The following is a 17341-nucleotide window of genomic DNA, read 5'->3' on the forward strand; positions in this document are numbered from 1 at the left end:
AGAAACGTGAGCAAGCCGGCCGGGGTTAAATCATAATTGGCACTGGCTTATCAAGCACCCTGTTGAGTTCTCAAAGAACAAACACACACCGAACCACTGTCCTCGACTTCGAGGACCGCCCTCGGGGCAACTCACCTAACTTACCCGCCCGGTTTGGCGCTGTCAAGCCCGTATCTTGGACTTTCTTCGCTTCATCCGGGTTTCCTCGCGCTCGCGCCCACCGTCACCGGTGGTCGCTACTGTCCGAGGGAAGCCTGCAGACCGGCCGATAGTCGCTCAGCGACACATCCGCCCGGCTCCTGCCGGCCTCAAGTACTCTACCCGGTTGGCCTCGCGATCTCAACCCGGCTCAGCCGGTGAGTCGCACCACCCGATCCAGCCTCGCTCGGCACTCTCGCGCCACGAGCCTGGGCGCTTGCGGTTCCGGCCGTTTTGTCCGGTGTTCCGCTTGCAGAGAGAAAGTTACGCGAGGGACTCTCCGGAACGCAAATCAACGTCCATCACCACGTTGACGCCTCAGCCGTGCCAGAGTGGCAGCCATGGTTGCCGTACCGGAGGAACACCGACTTGCCGCGGACGCCATCGCCGGGCTGTTGCTGCCGATCTGGCAGCTGGTCATCGGTGGGCTCGTACTGCTGGCTCTCGTCATGTCGGTGCGCCGGCTGGCTCGGCGCGGCCCCACCCGGATGACCACCGGTCTGCTCGTCACGGCCGCGGCCATCGTCGGGCTTGCGCTGATCGGAGTGTTCCTCGAAGGACACTGACCCACCGGACGGTTCCGCCTCGTCGTCACGTCGGAGAGCGAGTCCAATCGCTTCGCGCGGGGTTACGGGGACACTCGGCACCGCGAGCTCGGGCAGGCGGGGTCAGAGCCGACGGTTGGCCAGGCTGGGCAGCTCTGCCCGGATGGTGTGCAGCCGGTCGAGATCGAGATCGGCACAGACCACGCCGATGGTGTCCGGGGCCTGGGCGAGGACCGTCCCCCAGGGGTCGATCACCATGCTCCGGCCGAAACAGTTCCGCCCCGGGTCGTGGTCACCGATCTGGCCGGCGGCCGCCACGAAACACTGGTTCTCGATCGCCCGGGCGCGCAGTAGCACCTCCCAGTGGTCCCGACCGGTGTGGGTCATGAACGCGGCGGGCACCACCAGCAACTGGGCCCCTCCAGCCACGGCAAGCTGCCGGTACAGCTCGGGGAAGCGCAGGTCGTAACAGATCGAGAGACCGACGCGTACGCCGTCGATGGTGACGGTCACCGGTTCCGGGCCCGGAGCCACTCCCCTGGACTCGAGGTAGGAGACGCGACCGGGGATCTCCACGTCGTACAGGTGGATTTTGCGGTAGGTCGCGATCAGCTCGCCGGCGCGGTCGAAGACCAGCGACGTGTTGTAGGTGTGCTGCGGGTCGGGGCCGACCTCGTGGAACGACCCGGCGTGGACGAAGATGCCGAGCCGGCGCGCGGCGGCGGCAAAGAACTCGGCGAACTCGCCGTCGACGGGCTCGGGCTTGGGTTGCCCCAGGGCAGGACCGAGATAGTCGACGTACTCCGGCAGGATCGCCAGATCGGCTCCGGCCGCTGCGGCCCGGTCGAGGAGGTCGGACGCGGCGGCGAGATTGGCTTGCCGGTCAGCGCGGGCGTTGAGCTGGCAGACGGCGACACGCATGCAACGAGCGTACGGGCCGCCGCCCACCTCAGACCAGGCCTGCGCTCAGGCCGACTTCTCCTCGCGGTCACGCCGCCGCCGGCCGGTGAACTCCCGCGGCACGATGGTCGGGTTGACGTTCTCCAGGACCACCTCACGGGTGATCAGGACCCTGGCGGCGTCGGGGTTGCTCGGGACCTCGTACATCACGGAGAGGAGGACCTCCTCCAGGATGGCGCGCAGGCCACGGGCACCCGTACCGCGCAGCATCGCCTGGTCGGCGATCGCGGCCAACGCGGGCGGCTCGAACTCCAGCTCCACCCCGTCCAGCTCGAACAGGCGCTGGAACTGCCGGACCAGGGCGTTGCGTGGCTCGGTCAGGATCCGTACGAGGGCCTCACGGTCCAGGCTCCGGACGTTGGTGATCACCGGGAGCCGGCCGATGAACTCGGGGATCAGGCCGAACTTCAGCATGTCCTCGGGCATCACCTTGCCGAAGATGTCGTCGGTCGACCGTTCCGAGACCGCGCGGAGGTGGGCGCCGAAGCCGGTCCCGCCCTGCCCGGTCCTGGATTCGATGATCTGGTCGAGACCGGCGAAGGCGCCACCGCAGATGAACAGCACGTTGGTGGTGTCGATCTGGATGAACTCCTGGTGCGGGTGCTTCCTGCCCCCCTGCGGCGGTACGTTCGCGACCGTACCCTCGAGGATCTTGAGGAGAGCCTGCTGCACGCCCTCGCCGGAGACGTCCCTCGTGATCGACGGGTTCTCCGACTTGCGAGCGATCTTGTCGACCTCGTCGATGTAGATGATGCCGGTCTCGGCGCGCTTGACGTCGTAGTCAGCCGCCTGGATCAGCTTCAACAGGATGTTCTCGACGTCCTCGCCGACGTAGCCGGCCTCGGTCAGTGCGGTGGCGTCGGCGATGGCGAACGGGACGTTGAGCATCCGGGCCAGGGTCTGCGCCAGGTGCGTCTTGCCGCATCCGGTGGGGCCGATCAGCATGATGTTCGACTTGGCGAGTTCCACCGCGTCGTTGCCGGCACCGGGGGCTCCGGCCGCCTCTGCCTGGATCCGCTTGTAGTGGTTGTAGACCGCGACCGAGAGCGCCTTCTTGGCCTGCTCCTGGCCCACCACGTAGTTGTCGAGGAACTGGCGGATCTCCATCGGCTTGGGAAGCTCTTCCCACTTCACCTCGCCGGACTCGGCCAGTTCCTCCTCGATGATCTCGTTGCAGAGGTCGATGCACTCGTCACAGATGTAGACCCCTGGGCCTGCGATGAGCTTCTTGACCTGCTTCTGTGACTTGCCACAGAAGGAGCACTTAAGTAGGTCGCCGCCGTCGCCGATCCGTGCCACCTACGTTCTCCCTGCGCTCATCGGCCGGATCAACCCGGCCCTGGCCTGAGGACGGTACGCCTCGTTGGTCTAGATCGCTCGCCGGGCTGACCGGCGAAGCGGTGCAGACCCGACGTTACTCGCTGCCGGAGCATTCTCCGACCCCCAAAACCGGGTGTGTCCGGAGGCGGGGGGCCAAAGCACCCCGGCCACCCCCGGACAACACTCGTCAGCTGGCGGCGTTCGCCGCGAGCAGGCCCTTCTTGCGGCTGGTCAAAATGGTGTCGACCAGGCCGTACTCGCGGGACTCCTCGGCAGTCATGATCTTGTCACGGTCGATGTCCTTGCGGACCTTGTCGACCGGCTGGTTCGAGTGCCGCGAGAGCATCTCCTCCAGCTGGGTACGCATCCGCAGGATCTCCCGGGCCTGGATCTCGATGTCCGAGCCCTGCCCGTAGCCGCCCTCGGTGGCCGGCTGGTGGATGATGATGCGGGAGTGCGGCAGCGCCATCCGCTTGCCCGGCGTGCCGGCGGCGAGGAGCACCGCTGCCGCGCTGGCGGCCTGCCCGAGGCAGACCGTCTGGATGTCCGGGCGGACGTACTGCATGGTGTCGTAGATCGCCGTCATGGCGGTGAACGAACCGCCGGGCGAGTTGATGTACATGATGATGTCGCGGTCCGGGTCGGTGCCCTCCAGCGTCAGCAGCTGGGCCATCACGTCGTTCGCCGACGCGTCGTCCACCTGGACCCCGAGGAAGATGATCCGGTCCTCGAACAGCTTGTTGTACGGGTTCGACTCCTTGACCCCGTACGACGTGCGCTCGACGAACGACGGCAGCACGTATCGGTTGTGCACTGGTGCGAACTGCGGCGGCAGCGTCAGGTCAGTCATCGTCAAGCTCCTCAGCTCAGGGTCCCGGCGCCTTCCGGAACCTGCGTGGCTCCGGTGATCACCTTGTCGATGAAGCCGTAGTCCTTGGCTTCCGCCGCGGTGAACCAACGGTCCCGGTCGGAGTCGGCCTCGATGGCCGCCTGGTCCTGGCCGGTGTGGAACGCGACCCGCTCCTGGAACATCCGCTTCGTGTACAGCATCTGCTCGGCCTGGATCGCGATGTCCGACGCCGTGCCGCCCATCCCACCGGACGGCTGGTGCATCATGATCCGCGCGTGTGGGAGCGCGTACCGCTTGCCCTTGGTGCCGGCGCAGAGGAGCAGCTGGCCCATGGAAGCGGCCATGCCCATCGCGACGGTCGAAACGTCGTTGTCGATGAACTGCATCGTGTCGTAGATCGCCATGCCGGAGTAGACCGAGCCACCCGGCGAGTTGATCCAGAGGTTGATGTCGCGGTCGGGATCCTCCGCGGCGAGCAGCAGGAGCTGCGCGCAGATGCGGTTGGCGACCTGGTCGGTCACCTCACTGCCCAGGAAGATGATGCGTTCCTTGAGCAGCCGGTTGTAGACCGAGTCGTCGAGGTTGCCAATCGAGTCCCCACCGCGGGCTTCGATCGCCCGCAGGGGCATCGCTGGGATGTTCATTTCGGTCATGGCAGCCCTTCGCTCTCCGTACCGTCTTACGCCGACACTAACCGCTGCGAGGGGTCCGAGCTTCCTCCTCCGGGCACTGTTCGCTCTCAGCGCAGCTACCCGGAGACGTACCCCGGAAGGGTTCCGGCCGCCGTGCGGGAGACCCGCGCGGCGGCCGGAGAACGCCCGTCGATCAGTGCTCGTGCGCGTGGTTGTGTTCCTCGTCGGCCACCGCGCGCAGCGCGTCGAGGCTGACCGCGTTGCCCGCCGAGTCGGTGATCTTGATCCGATCCATCACCGAGGCGAGCGCCTTGCCGCGCCGTACGTCACCGAAGACCGCACCGGCCGTGCCGGAGCGGACGAGCTGGTCGTAGTACTGCTGGGGGGCCATCCCCGCCCGCTGTGCCCGGTGCACGATCTCGTGTCCGAATTCGTCGTCGGACACCTGGACGTCCTCGGCGTCGGCCAGGGTGTCCAGCAACAGCTGCACCCGGACCCCCTCGGTGGCCGCCTCGGTCAGCTCGGTGTCGATCTGCTCCTCGGTCTTCTCCTCGGCGGCGAGGTACTCCTCCAGGGAGGCGCCGATCCGCTCGAGCTGGTCGACCATGGCCTGCTTGCGGTTGTCCACCTCGTCGCGGACGACACCCTCGGGCGCCGGCACCTCCGCGGCGTCGACGAGCTGCTTGAGCGCCTTGTCCCGGGCCGCGTAGATCTGCTCGACCTGCTTGTTCCGGGTGATCCGGTCCCGCAGGTCGTCGCGGAGCTGCTCCAGGGTGTCGAACTCGCTGGCGAGCTGGGCGAAGTCGTCGTCCAGCTCGGGCAGCTCCTTCTCCTTGACGGTCCGGACGGTCACCGCGACATCCGCGTCCTGACCGGCGAAGTCACCGCCGACCAACTGGGTCACGAAGGTGGTCGAGTCGCCGGCCGAGAGGCCGACCAGGACCTCGTCCAGCCCCGGAAGGAGCTGCTTGCTGCCGACCTCGTGCGAGATGTTGGTCGCCGAGCCGCCGGGGACCTCCTCGCCGTTGACCGTCGCCGCCAGGTCGATCTGGGTGTAGTCGCCGTCCTGGGCGGCCCGCTCGACCGTCTTCAGGGTGGCGAAGCGCTCCCGCAGGCCCTTGACCTGCTCGTCGACCTCGCTGTCGTCGATCTTCAGCTCGTCGACGGTCACCTCGACGGTGGTGAAGTCGGGCAGCGCGATCTCGGGGCGTACGTCGACCTCGGCGGTGAACTTCAGCGCGTCGCCGTCGTTGAACTCGGTGATCTCGACGTCGGGTCGGCCCAGCGTCTTCACGTCGTGCTCACGGACGGCAGCCAGGATGTTCTCCGGGATGGCTTCCTGCACGGCCTCGTTCAGCACGGTGCCCCGACCGACCCGCTGGTCGATCACGTTGGATGGAACCTTGCCCTTGCGGAAGCCCGGGACGGTGACCTGCTGGGCGATCTCCCGGTACGCCTTCCTGAGGCTCGGCTCGAGCTCGACGAACGGCACCTCGATGGCGAGCCGCACGCGCGTCGGGCTCAAAGTCTCGACGGTGCTCTTCACAGGCGTACTCCTTGACGGATCTCGGTCTTTGTCATGGGCGTGATTCAGCCCATCGAGTGTAGGCGAGCTGTCTGGAAGACCCTGCGGCGCCCGACACCGCGGTGGTGGATCACAGTCGGGGTGGCGGGATTTGAACCCACGGCCCCTCGCTCCCAAAGCGAGTGCGCTACCAAGCTGCGCCACACCCCGTGGCGACCAGCAGTGTATGCCGTCGGCGCCCACCCGCGCCGCCTGGTATCCGCCCGCCACGCCCGGCCGCGCTCCGACCGCCCCGTACCCACCGCCGTGACCAGGCCTTTTCAAGATCCATCTGTACGCGAAATCGCCTGCCTGCCGCAGTCGGGCGGATACCGCCTGGCAGCGGTCGGGGCGCCTCCAGTAAGCTGGCGGGACGTCACGGGTCACCGGGGCGTATGCGGGCGTAGCTCAATGGTAGAGCTTCAGTCTTCCAAACTGACTACGCGAGTTCGATTCTCGTCGCCCGCTCCAGTGCTGGGCCCGGATCGGGGAGCTTCCCGATCCGGGCCCAGCTACTTTCCGGCTGATGTGGCCCCCGCCGGCGCCGGGCGAGTACCGGTGGGTGTGGGCCTCAGACAGCCGCTGGTGCGGCGGCCGGGTCCCGGTCGATTGCCGGTGTGCCAAGGGAGGCCGCGGGCGTGGTGGCGCTTTCATCCCGTACGTCGGCGATCGGGCGATCCGCTTTCGGTGGGCCCGGGTTGTCGGGTCGCTCCCGCAGCATCGTCGGCGTCCAGTCCTTGAGCCGCAGCGCCGGCTTCTGCACCAGGTGCCAGGAGAGCATCGCGAACCCGGTACTCACCAGGGCGCTGACCAGGAAGAAGCCGACGAAGCCGATCGCCTGCACCCCGGCCTTGGCCATCACCTGCTGCACCACGGCCGAGTAGATGTACACCCCGTACGAGTAGTCGTTGACCCGCCCGACCCGGTGCAGGGCCTTCGGCAGGCGCACCGCGAGCCAGATCATGACGTACGCGTACGCGAGCAGACCGGGGCCGAAGACCATCCCGTGGTAGGCGAACCAGCCGATGACCGCGAGGGCGAGCACGCCGAGGAGGTCGCTGATCGGCAACCGCTCGCTGTACAGCTCGGCGACCCAGCCGCTGAGGAACATGAACCCGAACCACAGGATGTAGCTTCGCTGGAGCGCACCGAACAGCGGCAGCGGACCGATGTCACCCGTGGTCCAGATCGCCCCCTGACCACCGGTCACCTGCTGGTAGTAGTTCCAGCAGAGCACGCAGAACAGGACGACGAGCACGATCAGCGGCAGCCAGCGGAGTTGCCGGCGCAGGATGGTGAGAGCGGCCAGGACGGCCACCACGAGGTAGAAGAAGATCTCGTACGCGAGGGTCCAGAGGGCGCCGTTCAGCGCGTTGCCGCCCCGCCACCGCCAGAACGGTGTGTCGCCCACCAACAGGTCGGCGATGCCCGCCTGCCGGAGGCCGCCCCACCAGTTCAGGCGCAGGTAGTCGAGCACGCCGCCCGGACTGCGCCACAACCCGTCGAGCGTGCCGTGCCGCTGGTGGTACAGCAGGGGCGCGACGACCAGGCCGATGAACAGGAGGCCGACCCAGAGGCCGGGCCAGAGTCGAAGGGCGCGGTGCCAGAAGAAGCGGGGTACGGAGATCCGCCGGGCGCTGCGGGTGATGAGGAATCCGGAAACCACGAAGAAGCCGGCTGTCAGGCTCCCTGCGTCGATTCCCGGCAGGAGGAGCCGTCCGTAGCCGAGCGCGGCCGTGTGGGTCAGCACCACCGCGAACGCGAACGCGAGCCGGAGGAAGCCGAAGCTGTTCGCGCGTCCGGTGTATGACTCGGCCAACGGCACGGACATCGTTGCTCGTCGAACGGTGCGTTGGAGCGTGGAAAGCAAGGAGGACCGTCCTAGCGGAGGAACGAGGGCGTGACAGCCTCGCACAGCTTCGGAACACGTCCACGGGCGCACCCGCCCCATGATCGATTTCTGCTGATTGCCTGGTTGAGCCCAGGATTCGTACCTTGTGGGTACTGAGTGGTCCCGGTTGTCACCAGTTACCGCGCCGGTCCTTTTCTAGCCGGGTGGGGCGACCGTCGCGTCGGGTTGGTTCGAGCGTCCGAGGGCCTCGGCGACAAATCCGTCGGCCTTCAGCTCCTCTACGAGGTCACGGAGGAACTGGAGACTCGCGGGCCGCCGGGTCCTGGTCGTCCCCACCGCCTGCCGGATCTGCATGAACCGCTCCCCGATCAGCCGTACCTCCGGATGCGTCGCGACAAACTCGGCCATCGGTTGCCTGATGCCGGCCGCGACCTCCAGTCCCTGCGCGCGGAACTCGGCAACCCCTTCGTCCCCGCGTACGACGGTGGCGTGCTCCAGGGTGCGGGTGAGGTACAGGTCGTAGGCGGATCCGCTCTTCACACCGATCCGTACGCCCGGGCGGTCGACGTCGGCGGGGGTGACGATCGCCGAGTCCCGGGGCACGACGAACACACCCTCGATCACGACGTACGGCGCGGTGAACGCCACCTCGGCCTCGCGTGCGGGCTCGACGGCCAGGAAGCAGATGTCGGCGCAGCCCGACGCCATCGCCTCGTAGGACTTCCGCGCCGCGTCGAAACAGACGAGTTCCACCGGTACGCCCAACCGCGCGCCGACCTCACGGGCGATGTCGACCGTGACGCCCGTCGGCGCCGCCGGTGTGCCCTGGGCCAGCACCGGATTGCCCAAATTGATCGAGGCCCGCAGTACGCCCGTCGACGCCAGGTCCTCCCTGACAGCAGCGGTCACGTTCCCCATGCGACCGAGCGTAGAGCACCTCGCGGAGGGTGCGACCCGGCAGATTTCGGTCAGCGGCCGAGTACCGCCACCGCCACGTCGCGCAGTCTGCCGTAATACGCGGTCTCGTCGGGGTACGCCAGGAGCGGCAGGACTCCGTCGAGGGCGGTCAGGCACTGTACGAGCGCATCCGGCGCCATCCGTCCAAGCTGCCGTCTGCGCCCAACCAGGAGCTAACACAGCCGGCGGTGTCGGCGTCGAGCATCACCATGTCCTGGCCCAGCAGTCCCACGCCCCTCAGTCGGGCCGGGAAGTCTGCCGCCAGGTGGGCCTCCCATAGGGCCGCCACTGCCTCGTACCGATCGCCGCTTATTTGAACACGGTAAAGGTCTCGACCACTCCGGCACCGTCCCCGGTGGGTTAGGTCCCAACCGGCACGGGCGGCCGGATGAGATCGAGGAACGCTGGTCAGCGACAGTGTCATCGCCACCTCGGCGGGGTCGGGGCGGGCAGGAGCGGAGGCGACCGGTTGGCGAAGCGGACAAAACCCTGGCAGGAGATGGAGCACCGGGTGGCCGAGAAGGTGCTGCCGCCGCTCCGGACGAGACGACGATCGTTGGTCAGGAACAGCCTCGCCGTGGCCGCGCTCGCCGCCGTCAGCTACGGGCCGAGCATCTTCGAACTGGTACGGAACCGGGAACCGAGCGGAATATCGATCAGCTTTGCCTTTTTCGGCGGACTGGTCATAGTCATTTTTCCCGCGTACTCCTGCCAAGGCGAGTGGCCCGCCCGGCGCGGGGCGGGTCGGGACGCTCACCTGTTGACGGCGAAGACCCTCACGGGCTGGCGGACGATCGACCTCGACCAGATCATGACGATCCGGTTCCGCGACATGGGCGTGCGGGACTACGCCGGCCGGCTGAACTTCGTGGGCCACTACCTCATCGTCAGGGATGCGAGCCGGGTCCGTATCGGCATCCCGTTGCGTGACGAACTCGCACTGGGCTGGCTGCGCGAGGCAGCGACGAGCCCGGGTACGCAGACCCGGATCTCGGCCAGGGCCGGCACCGCGATGGGTCTCGACGCGGCGACGGCGAGCAGGTACCCGACGTGTGGAGAGAGCTGGCCAATGCGGTACGGCATCGTCATCTTCCTCGCCCTCTTCGCCGGCTACATGTTCGGCGTCGATGCATTCCTCAACCGGTGAGCGGAGGGTGGCTACCTCTACCAGCCCGCGCCGGTGTCCGGGTTCCTGACCTGGGCTTCGGCGGCGTAGCGTCCCGCCTCCGTGGTCGCCCGTCGGTGCGCGGCGCTGTCGTCGGCCGAGGACAGCCGACCGCGATCACGCCGGCCGACGTACGCGATCGAGGCCACGATCAGGACCGCGGCGATTCCGAGTGCCACTCCCACCAGCGTCATCCCCACAGAGTAGATCGACAACGAGCGTGGGGACCCGTGACGGTGTCGCGCCACGGGTCCCCACGCTCGGGCGTCGGTCAGGAAGAGAAGGCGGAGCCGGTCTCGACGAGGGTCTTGAGATCGCTGAGCACCCAGGCCCAACCGCCGCCCGCACCCGACTCCTCGAGGGCGCCGCCGGTCATGGCACCGGTGGCGGGGGCGCCGGCCACGTCGTGGGTGACGGTGAGCCGGCAGACGCCCGGCTGCGCCGGCAGTTCGGAGATCTCGTACGTGAGCTTGGTGAACGGCTCCTTGGCGGTGCTCTCGTCCATGAGCAGTCGCCAGGTCTGGACGAGCTTGCGCGGCGGGTCGACCTCGAGCACCTCACCGTCGACGATGACGTCCTGCATCGGCAGGCCGTGCTCGGCCGCGTACTTGCGCATCTCGTCGCTGGCCGTGGAGGTGTACGCACCACCGGGCCGCAGGTCGAACACGCCGGGGGCGCCGTAGCCGTAGCGCGCGTTCCACTCGGGCTCGGTGATGGCGTCCCAGATCTTCTGCGGCGTCGCCTTGATGTAGACGCGGTAGACCTGGGTGGTCTGGTCGGTCACGGTGTCGGTGCTCGTGCTCATGGTTGTTCCTCCAACTGGTTTTTCAGGTCGACGAGCGCCGTCACGTGACGCTCCGTGTATTTGTCGATCCACCGGTCGTGGATCAGCCGGATCGGTACCGGGTTGAGGAAGTGCAACTTCTCCCGGCCCGACCGGCGTGCGATGACGAGACCCGCCTCTTCCAGCACCTTCAGATGCTTCATCACGCCGAACCGGGTCATCTCCAGCTCGGATTCGAGCTCGGTGAGGGTCCGGCCCTCGCGTGCGAAGAGCAGGTCGAGCAGGAAGCGACGGGTCGGGTCGGCCAGCGCCTTGAAGACCCGATCGTCGTCCGTCATGACTCCAAGTTATGTGACCCAAAGGTCACATGTCAACCCCGAAACGACCCCGGACGGAGGTACGGAATGTCGACCGTCAGACGCCGCGCCGGCGGCGCTCGGCGGCCCGCCGACGGTCCGCGTCCTCGATCGCGTGGCGTACGGCGAGCCGGATCACCCAGTACAGGAGGAACAGCCCGCCGAGCCAGAGGACCAGGCCGAAGATCAGTTGGGGCAGCGACCCATTCGCCGACGTGATTGCCATGCCCCGCACGGTAGGACCCCGTGTCAGCCGGGGCCGATGACCGCCGTGACGGTGGTGCCGGGATCGTTGTTGGTGATCGAAATGGCGGCGCTCAGGCTCCGTACGATCCAGAGGCCCCGGCCACCGATCTGGGTGGCCGCGGGCTGCGTGGTCCCGGTGGCCGCCTCGTCGATGCCCGGCCCCGCATCCCGAACCTGGCAGTGGATGCGGCCGTCCGCCCGCCAGAGGCGCAGCCGTCCGCTACCTCCGCCGTGACGAACCGCGTTGCTCGCCAGTTCACCGGCGATGATGAGCAACTGTTGCAACTGCTCGTCGTCCACACCGAGGCGCTCGGCGTGCGCGGCGATGGTGGCCCGCATGCCGTACAGGCCGTCGCCGTCGAAGGAGTGGTCGAGCGTGACCTCCTCCGGCGCGGGGACTTCCCCCAGCTCCGAGGCGGCCGTACGCGGGTCGGGGCCGCTCATCGGACCGCTGTCACCCTGAGTCGGCCGGTGCCGTCCGACCCGACCAGGTCCATCATCTTGTGTACGAGACCACGGCAGGTGACGGTCATCCGCCGGGTGCCGGGCAGCTTCAGCGCGGCGTGGGCGATCGCCGACGCGCAGGCGGCGTCGATGTAGTCCAGCCCGGTCAGGTTCACGTACGGGTGCCGGTCGAGCCGTACCGTCTCGGTGAGCGCCCGGTTGAGCTCGTCCAGGTGCTGGTAGTCCAACTCGCCGGCGATCCGGATCCCCGGCGGGCTGTACTGGCGGCAGATACGCAGCAGCGCGTCGTCGTGGTACGCCAGCGCGGCGACCGTACGCGGATGGGCCTTGGCGGCGAAGGCGAGGGTGACGGCGTCGAACCGCTCCCGGTCGTACTGGCAGATCATGCACAGCCGGCCGTCGGCGAACAACGCGCCGACCTCCTGTTCGAAGGTGAGCAGTTCCTCGGGGGCGGTGAGCGGTCGGGTGGCCCAGCACATGTCGGCCGTGACCCGCAGTCCCGGATATCCCTCCCGTCCGGCGAGGTCGAGCTGTTCGGCGAGCAGGTCGACCATCTGCTGCGCGTCCGCCTGCCGGCCGTCCAGCAACGTCGCCTCGACCGGGGCGAAACGCAGTTGCCCGCGCCGGACCGCCCCGCCGGTACGCACCGACCGGGCCACCAACTGGCGGCCCAACTGCTCCGGGTCGACCGAGTCGGTCCAGCACAGGACCTTCTGCCCCTGGCGCAGGCCGTCACGGACGAACGCGGCCAGCAGATCGAGCCGCTCCTGTGGGTCGGAAAAGGTCAAACACCCGTGATCCCCGAGCCTGAGCTCGTCTACCCGGACAGCCTCGGCCATTCAGCCCCGCCTTCGTACCGTGATGAAGCTGGAGTCACCGTAAGGCCCGGCGGCGTACCCGTCACCTCAGGGCCGCCCGCCGCGCGGAATTCCCGGTCGGTCGGGGTGGGGTGGCGTCACCGTCGCGGCGGCGCCGCGAGCGGGCGACTGTTGCACTGGTCACATCGAGCCGGGCCCGTACCTCGCCACCGGACTCCGGGCTGCGCCACTGTGCCAAGGTGGGGCGGTGACCGCCCCCACCCCCGCCCGCCCGTCGAGCCCGCCCCGGCCCGGTCGGGTGCGACTCGTGCTGCGGGAGCTGCGGTCCTGGCGCCCGACCCTGGCCCGGGTGACCGGCCTGCTGCGCAGCGCGGTCACCTCGTTCATCGTGCTCGCCGGCACGCTCTGGCTGATGCCGGGCATCGACGTGAACGGGCTGACCGCGATCCTCTGGGTGGTCGTCCTGGTCGCGATCGTCGGGGCCCTGCTGCGACCGCTGCTCCTGGCGCTGGCGACCGTGCTCGGCGGGCTGGGCGCGATGATCGTCGGCGCCAGCCTTCAGACGATCATCCTGTACGTGGCGCTGCGGCTCGCCCCGGACGCGGACCTGTCCGGTCTGCCGGCCGCCTTCGCGGCGTCCTGGTTCGCGGTCGCGCTGGCCGCGATCGTGAGCTGGCTGACCGATTCGGGCACCGACGACGCCTTCGTCAGCGAGGCGTTGCGGCTGATGCACAAGGTCAGCCGGGCGGCCCAGAAACGGGGTACGGCGGCGCGCGGCGAGGGGCTGCTCGTCGTACAGCTCGACGGGGTGTCGGCCCCGCTGCTGCGCTGGGCGATCCACGCCGGGAACCTGCCGAACATCGGCCGGTGGCTGCGGGTGCGCAGCCACCGGTTGGGCACCTGGCACACCGGGCTGCCGGCGACCACACCCGGCGCGCAGGCCGGGATCCTGCACGGCGACGACCGGTCGGTGCCGGCGTTCCGCTGGTACGACAAGGGGACCGGCCGGCTGATGGTGGCCAACCGGCCACGGGACGCGGCCGAGGTCGAGCGCCAGATCACCGACGGTGCGGGGCTGCTCCGGTACGGCGGCGTCAGCATCAGCAACGTCTTCTCCGGCGACGCCCCGGCCACCCTGTTCACGGTCAGCCGGGCCACCCTGCCCGGCCGGTCGTCCCGTGGGTACGCCGAATTCATGATCAGCCCGTACGGGTTCGCCCGCGCGATCGTGCTGGGCCTGGGCCGGATCCTGAAGGAGCTGCACCAGGCCCGTGGGCAGCGGCTGCGCGACATCCGTCCCCGGGTCAGCCGGTCCGGGGCGTTCCTGGTGCTGCGCCCGCTCGCCGGGATGCTGCGCGACATGAACGTCTCGCTGATCGCCGAGCAGATGGCGCTGGGCGCCCCGGTGATCTTCTGCGACTTCGTCGACTACGACGAGGTCGCCCACCACGCTGGTCCCGCCCGGCCGGAGTCGCTGGACGCCCTCGGCCGGCTCGACCAGGTCCTCGGCGTGCTGGAGCGGCTCTCCGCCGAGGCCGACCGCACCTATCACCTGGTGGTCCTCTCCGACCACGGCCAGAGCCAGGGCGAGACCTTCCGCCAGCGTTACGGCGAGTCGCTGGCCCAGACCGTGGACCGGATCGTGAACGGCTCGGGTCGGGCGCAGGCCGACACCCCGGCCGCAGCCGGCGCGGCGAAGACCGGCCGGAGCGAGGTGAACGGGTCGGCTCGGGCGGACCGTACCGCGTCCGCGGCGACCGGGCCGGTCGAGCCGTGGGGACCGGTGAACACCCTGCTCACCGAGATCAGCGGTCGGCCGGGTGCCGGGGCTGCCGCGACCCGTGCCGCCGTCCGGTCCCGCACCGTCGACCGGGAGGTGACCCTGGGCCCGGCCGGTGAACGCAAGTCGCCGATCGGGCTGGCCGGCGCCGGCGAGGCGCACGAGATCTCCAGTACGGACGTGCTGGTGGTCGCCTCCGGCAACCTCGCAATGATCTACTTCACCCGGCACCCCGGCAAACCCACCCGTACGGAGATCGACGCCGCCTATCCGGGGCTGGTGGACGGTCTCGCCGCGCACCCCGGCATCGGGCTGGTGGTGGTCGACGACGGGACCGGTCCGGTGGCGATCGGCAACCGGGGCGAGCACCACCTGTGCGACGGGCGGGTCAGCGGTGAGGACCCGCTGTCCGCGTACGGGCCGAGGGCACGCGCCGACCTGTTGCGGCACCAGGAGGTCGAGCACGTCGGCGATCTGGTGCTGATCAGCGCGGTCGACTCGGGCACCGAGGAGGTGGCCGCGTTCGAGGAGCTGGTCGGCAGCCACGGCGGGCTCGGCGGTTGGCAGACCGATGCGTTCCTGCTCCACCCGGCCGAGTGGCCGGTCGCCGAGGAGCCGTTGGACGGGCCGGTGGCCGTACACCGGCAACTGGTGACCTGGCTGCACCAGCTCGGGTTGCGCGAGGAGGCCGTTCCGGAGGACAAGGTCGTACCGGACCACCTGGTGACCACGGAGCTGGCGGTGGTTCCGGACCTGGCCGTCGTACCGGCGCAGGTGTCGGCCGTCGGCCGGTCAATCGCCGGAGCGGCGCCGGACGAGTGCGACGACCTGGGTGACCACCAGCACGATGACCACCGCGACCAGGACTCCCTGCCAGGGCTCGGGGAAGATCGAACCGCCGAGCACACCGAAGGCGGCGTAGACCACCGACCAGAGCCCGCAGGCCGGGGCGTTGGCCAGCGCGAAGCGCCGCCAGCCTAGACCGGCCAGGGCGATGGTGAGCAGCACCGGGATCCGCCCGCCGGGGACCAGCCGGGAGATCAGCAGCACCGACACCTCACGCTCGCGCAGCCGCGCGGCGAGGCCGTCGAGCCGCTGCCCGTTGCGCAGCCACCGCAGCCGGCGGGCCAGCTTCTCCCCGCCGTACCGGCAGGCGACGTAGGTGACGGCGTCGCCGAGGTACGCGCCCGCGGCACCGGCGAGCACCACCAGGACGACCATCAGCGAGTGCTGGTGGAAGGCGAGCGCCGCCGCCGCGCTGACCGCGGCACCGGTCGGTACGACGGGAAGCACGGCGCCGAAGGCCACCAGCGCGAAGAGGGAGGTCAGCACCCCGATGGCGTTGTTCACGGTGCCGGGTCCACCGTCAGCGTCTCCCCGGGTTGCAGTTCGGTGACGCGGGTGCCCGGTGCGGCGGTGGCGACGTGTTCGACGAACCGTCGGCCGGGCTCGTGGAACATGCCCCGACGGAAGACCAGCCCGGCGGGCCAAAATGTGCCGAAGTGCACCGGTACCGCGTACCGGGGGGCGGCCAGTCGTACGGCCTCGGCCGCCCGTACCGGGTCGAGGTGACCGAGCCCCAGCGTCGGCCCCCAGCCGCCGACCGGGACCAGGGCCAGGTCGAGCGGCCCGAGGTCGGCCATGCCGTCGAAGAGTCCGGTGTCGCCCGCGAACCAGGTGTTGGCCTCGCCGTGGACGGTGTAGCCGATGGCCATTGCCCGGTGCCGTGACCAGGGGCCACGGCCGCCGTCGTGCGCCGCCGGGACGGCCCGGACGGTGATCGCGTCGACCCGGAACTCCTCGCCGGGCGCCAGCTCCACCGCGCGGGAGGCGGCGGCCGTACCCATCCGTCGCCGCAGGAACGGGCGCGATCCGGCGGGCACGATCAGCGCGACCCGGTCCGGCAGCCGGCGCAGCGACGCGACGTCGAGGTGGTCGGCGTGCAGGTGCGACACGAGTACGGCGTCCGGGTCGCCGGGCAGTTTCGGGGTCGGCCCCCGCATCCGCCGCAGGTGGGCGACCCGGTCACGCAGGACGGGGTCGGTCAGCAGCCGGACCCCGGAGTCCTCGATCCAGGCCGTGCTGTGCCCCCACCAGGTGACCTTGACCGTGGATGTCACCCCGCCACCGTACGGGCTCGGCCCGGAACCGGGCTTTCGGGGCGCTCGCGTACCGGTGTCCTCGGGTCGCTCGTGCCGCGGTGTCCTCGGGCACTCGCTGTTGCGGGGGTGTTTCGTCGCCGACGGTCCTGGGCACTAATGCCGGCAGCGGAGACCGAAACTGTTCGAAGCGAAACTTGGAGGACACCGTGAGCGTTGGCGACAAGATCAAGCACAAGGCCGAGGAAGTCACCGGCACCGTCAAGGAGAAGGTCGGCGACGCCGCCGACAACGAGCGTCTGCAGGCCGAGGGCGCCGCACAGCGCACCGAGGCGCAGATGAAGCAGGCCGGCGACCACGTCAAGGACGCCGCCCACGACACCAAGGACGCGCTGCGTCCCTGACGTCCAGATCTGATCTGCCGGGTGGGGTGCTCCGATTCGGAGCACCCCACCCGGTTTTTTCGTGTCCGTCGGCCGCACCGGGTACGCCTCGGGGGTCGGCCCGTGCCAGGTCCCGATCGCACCCGCACCCGCGCCCGGGTCGCGGGTGATCGTCGTCGGCCCGAGGGCCGTGTTCGCCATCGCTCACCGCGTCGAGTCCACTCCGTAGCGACTCCGCGTAGCGCACGCTCCGCCCCGCACGCACCCGCCGCCGTCGGGTTCGACGAATTCACATCCATTGACTTTTAATAGTTAAGTTTCCTAAGCTTTCAGCCACCTGAGGCGAAGCACCACGCAGTACCCCCAA

Annotated in this window: 19 protein-coding genes, 2 tRNA genes and 1 pseudogene; 5 read left to right on the top strand and 17 right to left on the bottom strand. The window is 69.2% G+C overall.

Going from position 1 to position 17341, the window contains the following annotated elements; translation table 11 throughout:
• Positions 1–539: 539 nt before the first annotated feature.
• Positions 540–764, top strand: a complete 225-nt coding sequence (locus ACWEFB_RS26200) for a hypothetical protein (protein WP_326556216.1) — start codon at positions 540–542, stop codon at positions 762–764.
• 102 nt (positions 765–866) lie between these two features.
• On the opposite strand, the gene ACWEFB_RS26205 is transcribed toward ACWEFB_RS26200, so the two are convergent.
• The 6 genes from ACWEFB_RS26205 to ACWEFB_RS26230 all read right to left on the bottom strand — a co-directional run bounded on the left by ACWEFB_RS26205 (position 867) and on the right by ACWEFB_RS26230 (position 6240).
• Positions 867–1664 (bottom strand): carbon-nitrogen hydrolase family protein, encoded by a 798-nt coding sequence (locus tag ACWEFB_RS26205; protein WP_452289511.1) that lies wholly within the window; start codon positions 1662–1664, stop codon positions 867–869.
• 45 nt (positions 1665–1709) lie between these two features.
• A complete protein-coding gene (clpX, locus tag ACWEFB_RS26210; RefSeq protein WP_326556214.1) occupies positions 1710–3002 on the bottom strand; it encodes an ATP-dependent Clp protease ATP-binding subunit ClpX in 1293 nt (430 codons plus the stop codon).
• Positions 3003–3210: 208 nt separating this feature from the next.
• A complete protein-coding gene (locus ACWEFB_RS26215; protein WP_121156500.1) occupies positions 3211–3873 on the bottom strand; it encodes an ATP-dependent Clp protease proteolytic subunit in 663 nt (220 codons plus the stop codon).
• A gap of 11 nt (positions 3874–3884) precedes the next feature.
• Positions 3885–4526 carry an ATP-dependent Clp protease proteolytic subunit gene (locus ACWEFB_RS26220; RefSeq protein ID WP_326556213.1) on the bottom strand — a complete coding sequence of 214 codons (642 nt, stop codon included), beginning with the start codon at positions 4524–4526 and terminating at the stop codon, positions 3885–3887.
• Between the two features lie 172 nt (positions 4527–4698).
• Positions 4699–6051, bottom strand: coding sequence for a trigger factor (gene tig, locus ACWEFB_RS26225; protein WP_452289514.1), 1353 nt, complete (start codon positions 6049–6051; stop codon positions 4699–4701).
• Between the two features lie 115 nt (positions 6052–6166).
• Positions 6167–6240: transfer RNA gene (locus tag ACWEFB_RS26230), tRNA-Pro, on the bottom strand.
• 226 nt (positions 6241–6466) lie between these two features.
• Here ACWEFB_RS26230 and ACWEFB_RS26235 point away from each other — a divergent pair.
• Positions 6467–6540: transfer RNA gene (locus tag ACWEFB_RS26235), tRNA-Gly, on the top strand.
• Between the two features lie 100 nt (positions 6541–6640).
• Here the strand turns inward: ACWEFB_RS26235 and ACWEFB_RS26240 are convergent.
• The 3 genes from ACWEFB_RS26240 to ACWEFB_RS26250 all read right to left on the bottom strand — a co-directional run bounded on the left by ACWEFB_RS26240 (position 6641) and on the right by ACWEFB_RS26250 (position 9018).
• Positions 6641–7900, bottom strand: coding sequence for an acyltransferase family protein (locus ACWEFB_RS26240; protein WP_452289516.1), 1260 nt, complete (start codon positions 7898–7900; stop codon positions 6641–6643).
• Positions 7901–8116: 216 nt separating this feature from the next.
• Positions 8117–8839 (bottom strand): transporter substrate-binding domain-containing protein, encoded by a 723-nt coding sequence (locus tag ACWEFB_RS26245; protein ID WP_452289518.1) that lies wholly within the window; start codon positions 8837–8839, stop codon positions 8117–8119.
• Between the two features lie 50 nt (positions 8840–8889).
• Positions 8890–9018 carry a hypothetical protein gene (locus tag ACWEFB_RS26250; RefSeq protein ID WP_452289520.1) on the bottom strand — a complete coding sequence of 43 codons (129 nt, stop codon included), beginning with the start codon at positions 9016–9018 and terminating at the stop codon, positions 8890–8892.
• Positions 9019–9347: 329 nt separating this feature from the next.
• Between ACWEFB_RS26250 and ACWEFB_RS26255 the strand changes: the two genes are divergently transcribed.
• Positions 9348–10025 carry a hypothetical protein gene (locus ACWEFB_RS26255; RefSeq protein ID WP_452289522.1) on the top strand — a complete coding sequence of 226 codons (678 nt, stop codon included), beginning with the start codon at positions 9348–9350 and terminating at the stop codon, positions 10023–10025.
• A 17-nt stretch (positions 10026–10042) separates the two neighbouring features.
• Here the strand turns inward: ACWEFB_RS26255 and ACWEFB_RS26260 are convergent, their stop codons facing one another.
• From ACWEFB_RS26260 to ACWEFB_RS26285, 6 genes are all read right to left on the bottom strand, one after another.
• Positions 10043–10237, bottom strand: a complete 195-nt coding sequence (locus ACWEFB_RS26260; protein WP_452289524.1) for a hypothetical protein — start codon at positions 10235–10237, stop codon at positions 10043–10045.
• A gap of 77 nt (positions 10238–10314) precedes the next feature.
• Positions 10315–10848: an SRPBCC domain-containing protein gene (locus ACWEFB_RS26265; protein ID WP_452289526.1), complete on the bottom strand. Its 534-nt coding sequence runs from the start codon at positions 10846–10848 to the stop codon at positions 10315–10317.
• Complete coding sequence (locus ACWEFB_RS26270) at positions 10845–11165, bottom strand: ArsR/SmtB family transcription factor (protein WP_452289528.1); 321 nt, start codon at positions 11163–11165, stop codon at positions 10845–10847. The genes ACWEFB_RS26265 and ACWEFB_RS26270 overlap by 4 nt, the downstream gene beginning before the upstream one ends.
• A gap of 76 nt (positions 11166–11241) precedes the next feature.
• Positions 11242–11409, bottom strand: coding sequence for a hypothetical protein (locus ACWEFB_RS26275; protein WP_452289530.1), 168 nt, complete (start codon positions 11407–11409; stop codon positions 11242–11244).
• Positions 11410–11432: 23 nt separating this feature from the next.
• A complete protein-coding gene (locus ACWEFB_RS26280) occupies positions 11433–11873 on the bottom strand; it encodes an ATP-binding protein (protein WP_452289532.1) in 441 nt (146 codons plus the stop codon).
• On the bottom strand, positions 11870–12682 hold the full coding sequence (locus tag ACWEFB_RS26285; protein ID WP_326556202.1) for an MEDS domain-containing protein: 813 nt from the start codon (positions 12680–12682) through the stop codon (positions 11870–11872). Before ACWEFB_RS26285 ends, ACWEFB_RS26280 begins: the two co-directional genes overlap by 4 nt.
• A gap of 277 nt (positions 12683–12959) precedes the next feature.
• Between ACWEFB_RS26285 and ACWEFB_RS26290 the strand changes: the two genes are divergently transcribed.
• Positions 12960–15473 carry an alkaline phosphatase family protein gene (locus tag ACWEFB_RS26290; RefSeq protein WP_452289534.1) on the top strand — a complete coding sequence of 838 codons (2514 nt, stop codon included), beginning with the start codon at positions 12960–12962 and terminating at the stop codon, positions 15471–15473.
• On the opposite strand, the pseudogene ACWEFB_RS26295 reads toward ACWEFB_RS26290, so the two are convergent.
• Together ACWEFB_RS26295 and ACWEFB_RS26300 are read right to left on the bottom strand one after the other, a co-directional pair.
• A pseudogene (locus ACWEFB_RS26295) lies at positions 15456–15713 on the bottom strand (DedA family protein); the annotation flags it as partial. The gene ACWEFB_RS26290 and the pseudogene ACWEFB_RS26295 overlap by 18 nt on opposite strands.
• A gap of 125 nt (positions 15714–15838) precedes the next feature.
• Entirely contained in the window at positions 15839–16612 is a 774-nt protein-coding gene (locus ACWEFB_RS26300) for an MBL fold metallo-hydrolase (RefSeq protein ID WP_452289536.1), read from the bottom strand.
• Between the two features lie 188 nt (positions 16613–16800).
• Here ACWEFB_RS26300 and ACWEFB_RS26305 point away from each other — a divergent pair, with 188 nt between their 5' ends.
• Positions 16801–16995, top strand: coding sequence for a CsbD family protein (locus ACWEFB_RS26305; RefSeq protein ID WP_452289538.1), 195 nt, complete (start codon positions 16801–16803; stop codon positions 16993–16995).
• The last annotated feature ends 346 nt before the right edge of the window (positions 16996–17341 follow it).

It is taken from the genome of Micromonospora sp. NPDC004704 (genome assembly GCF_053601675.1).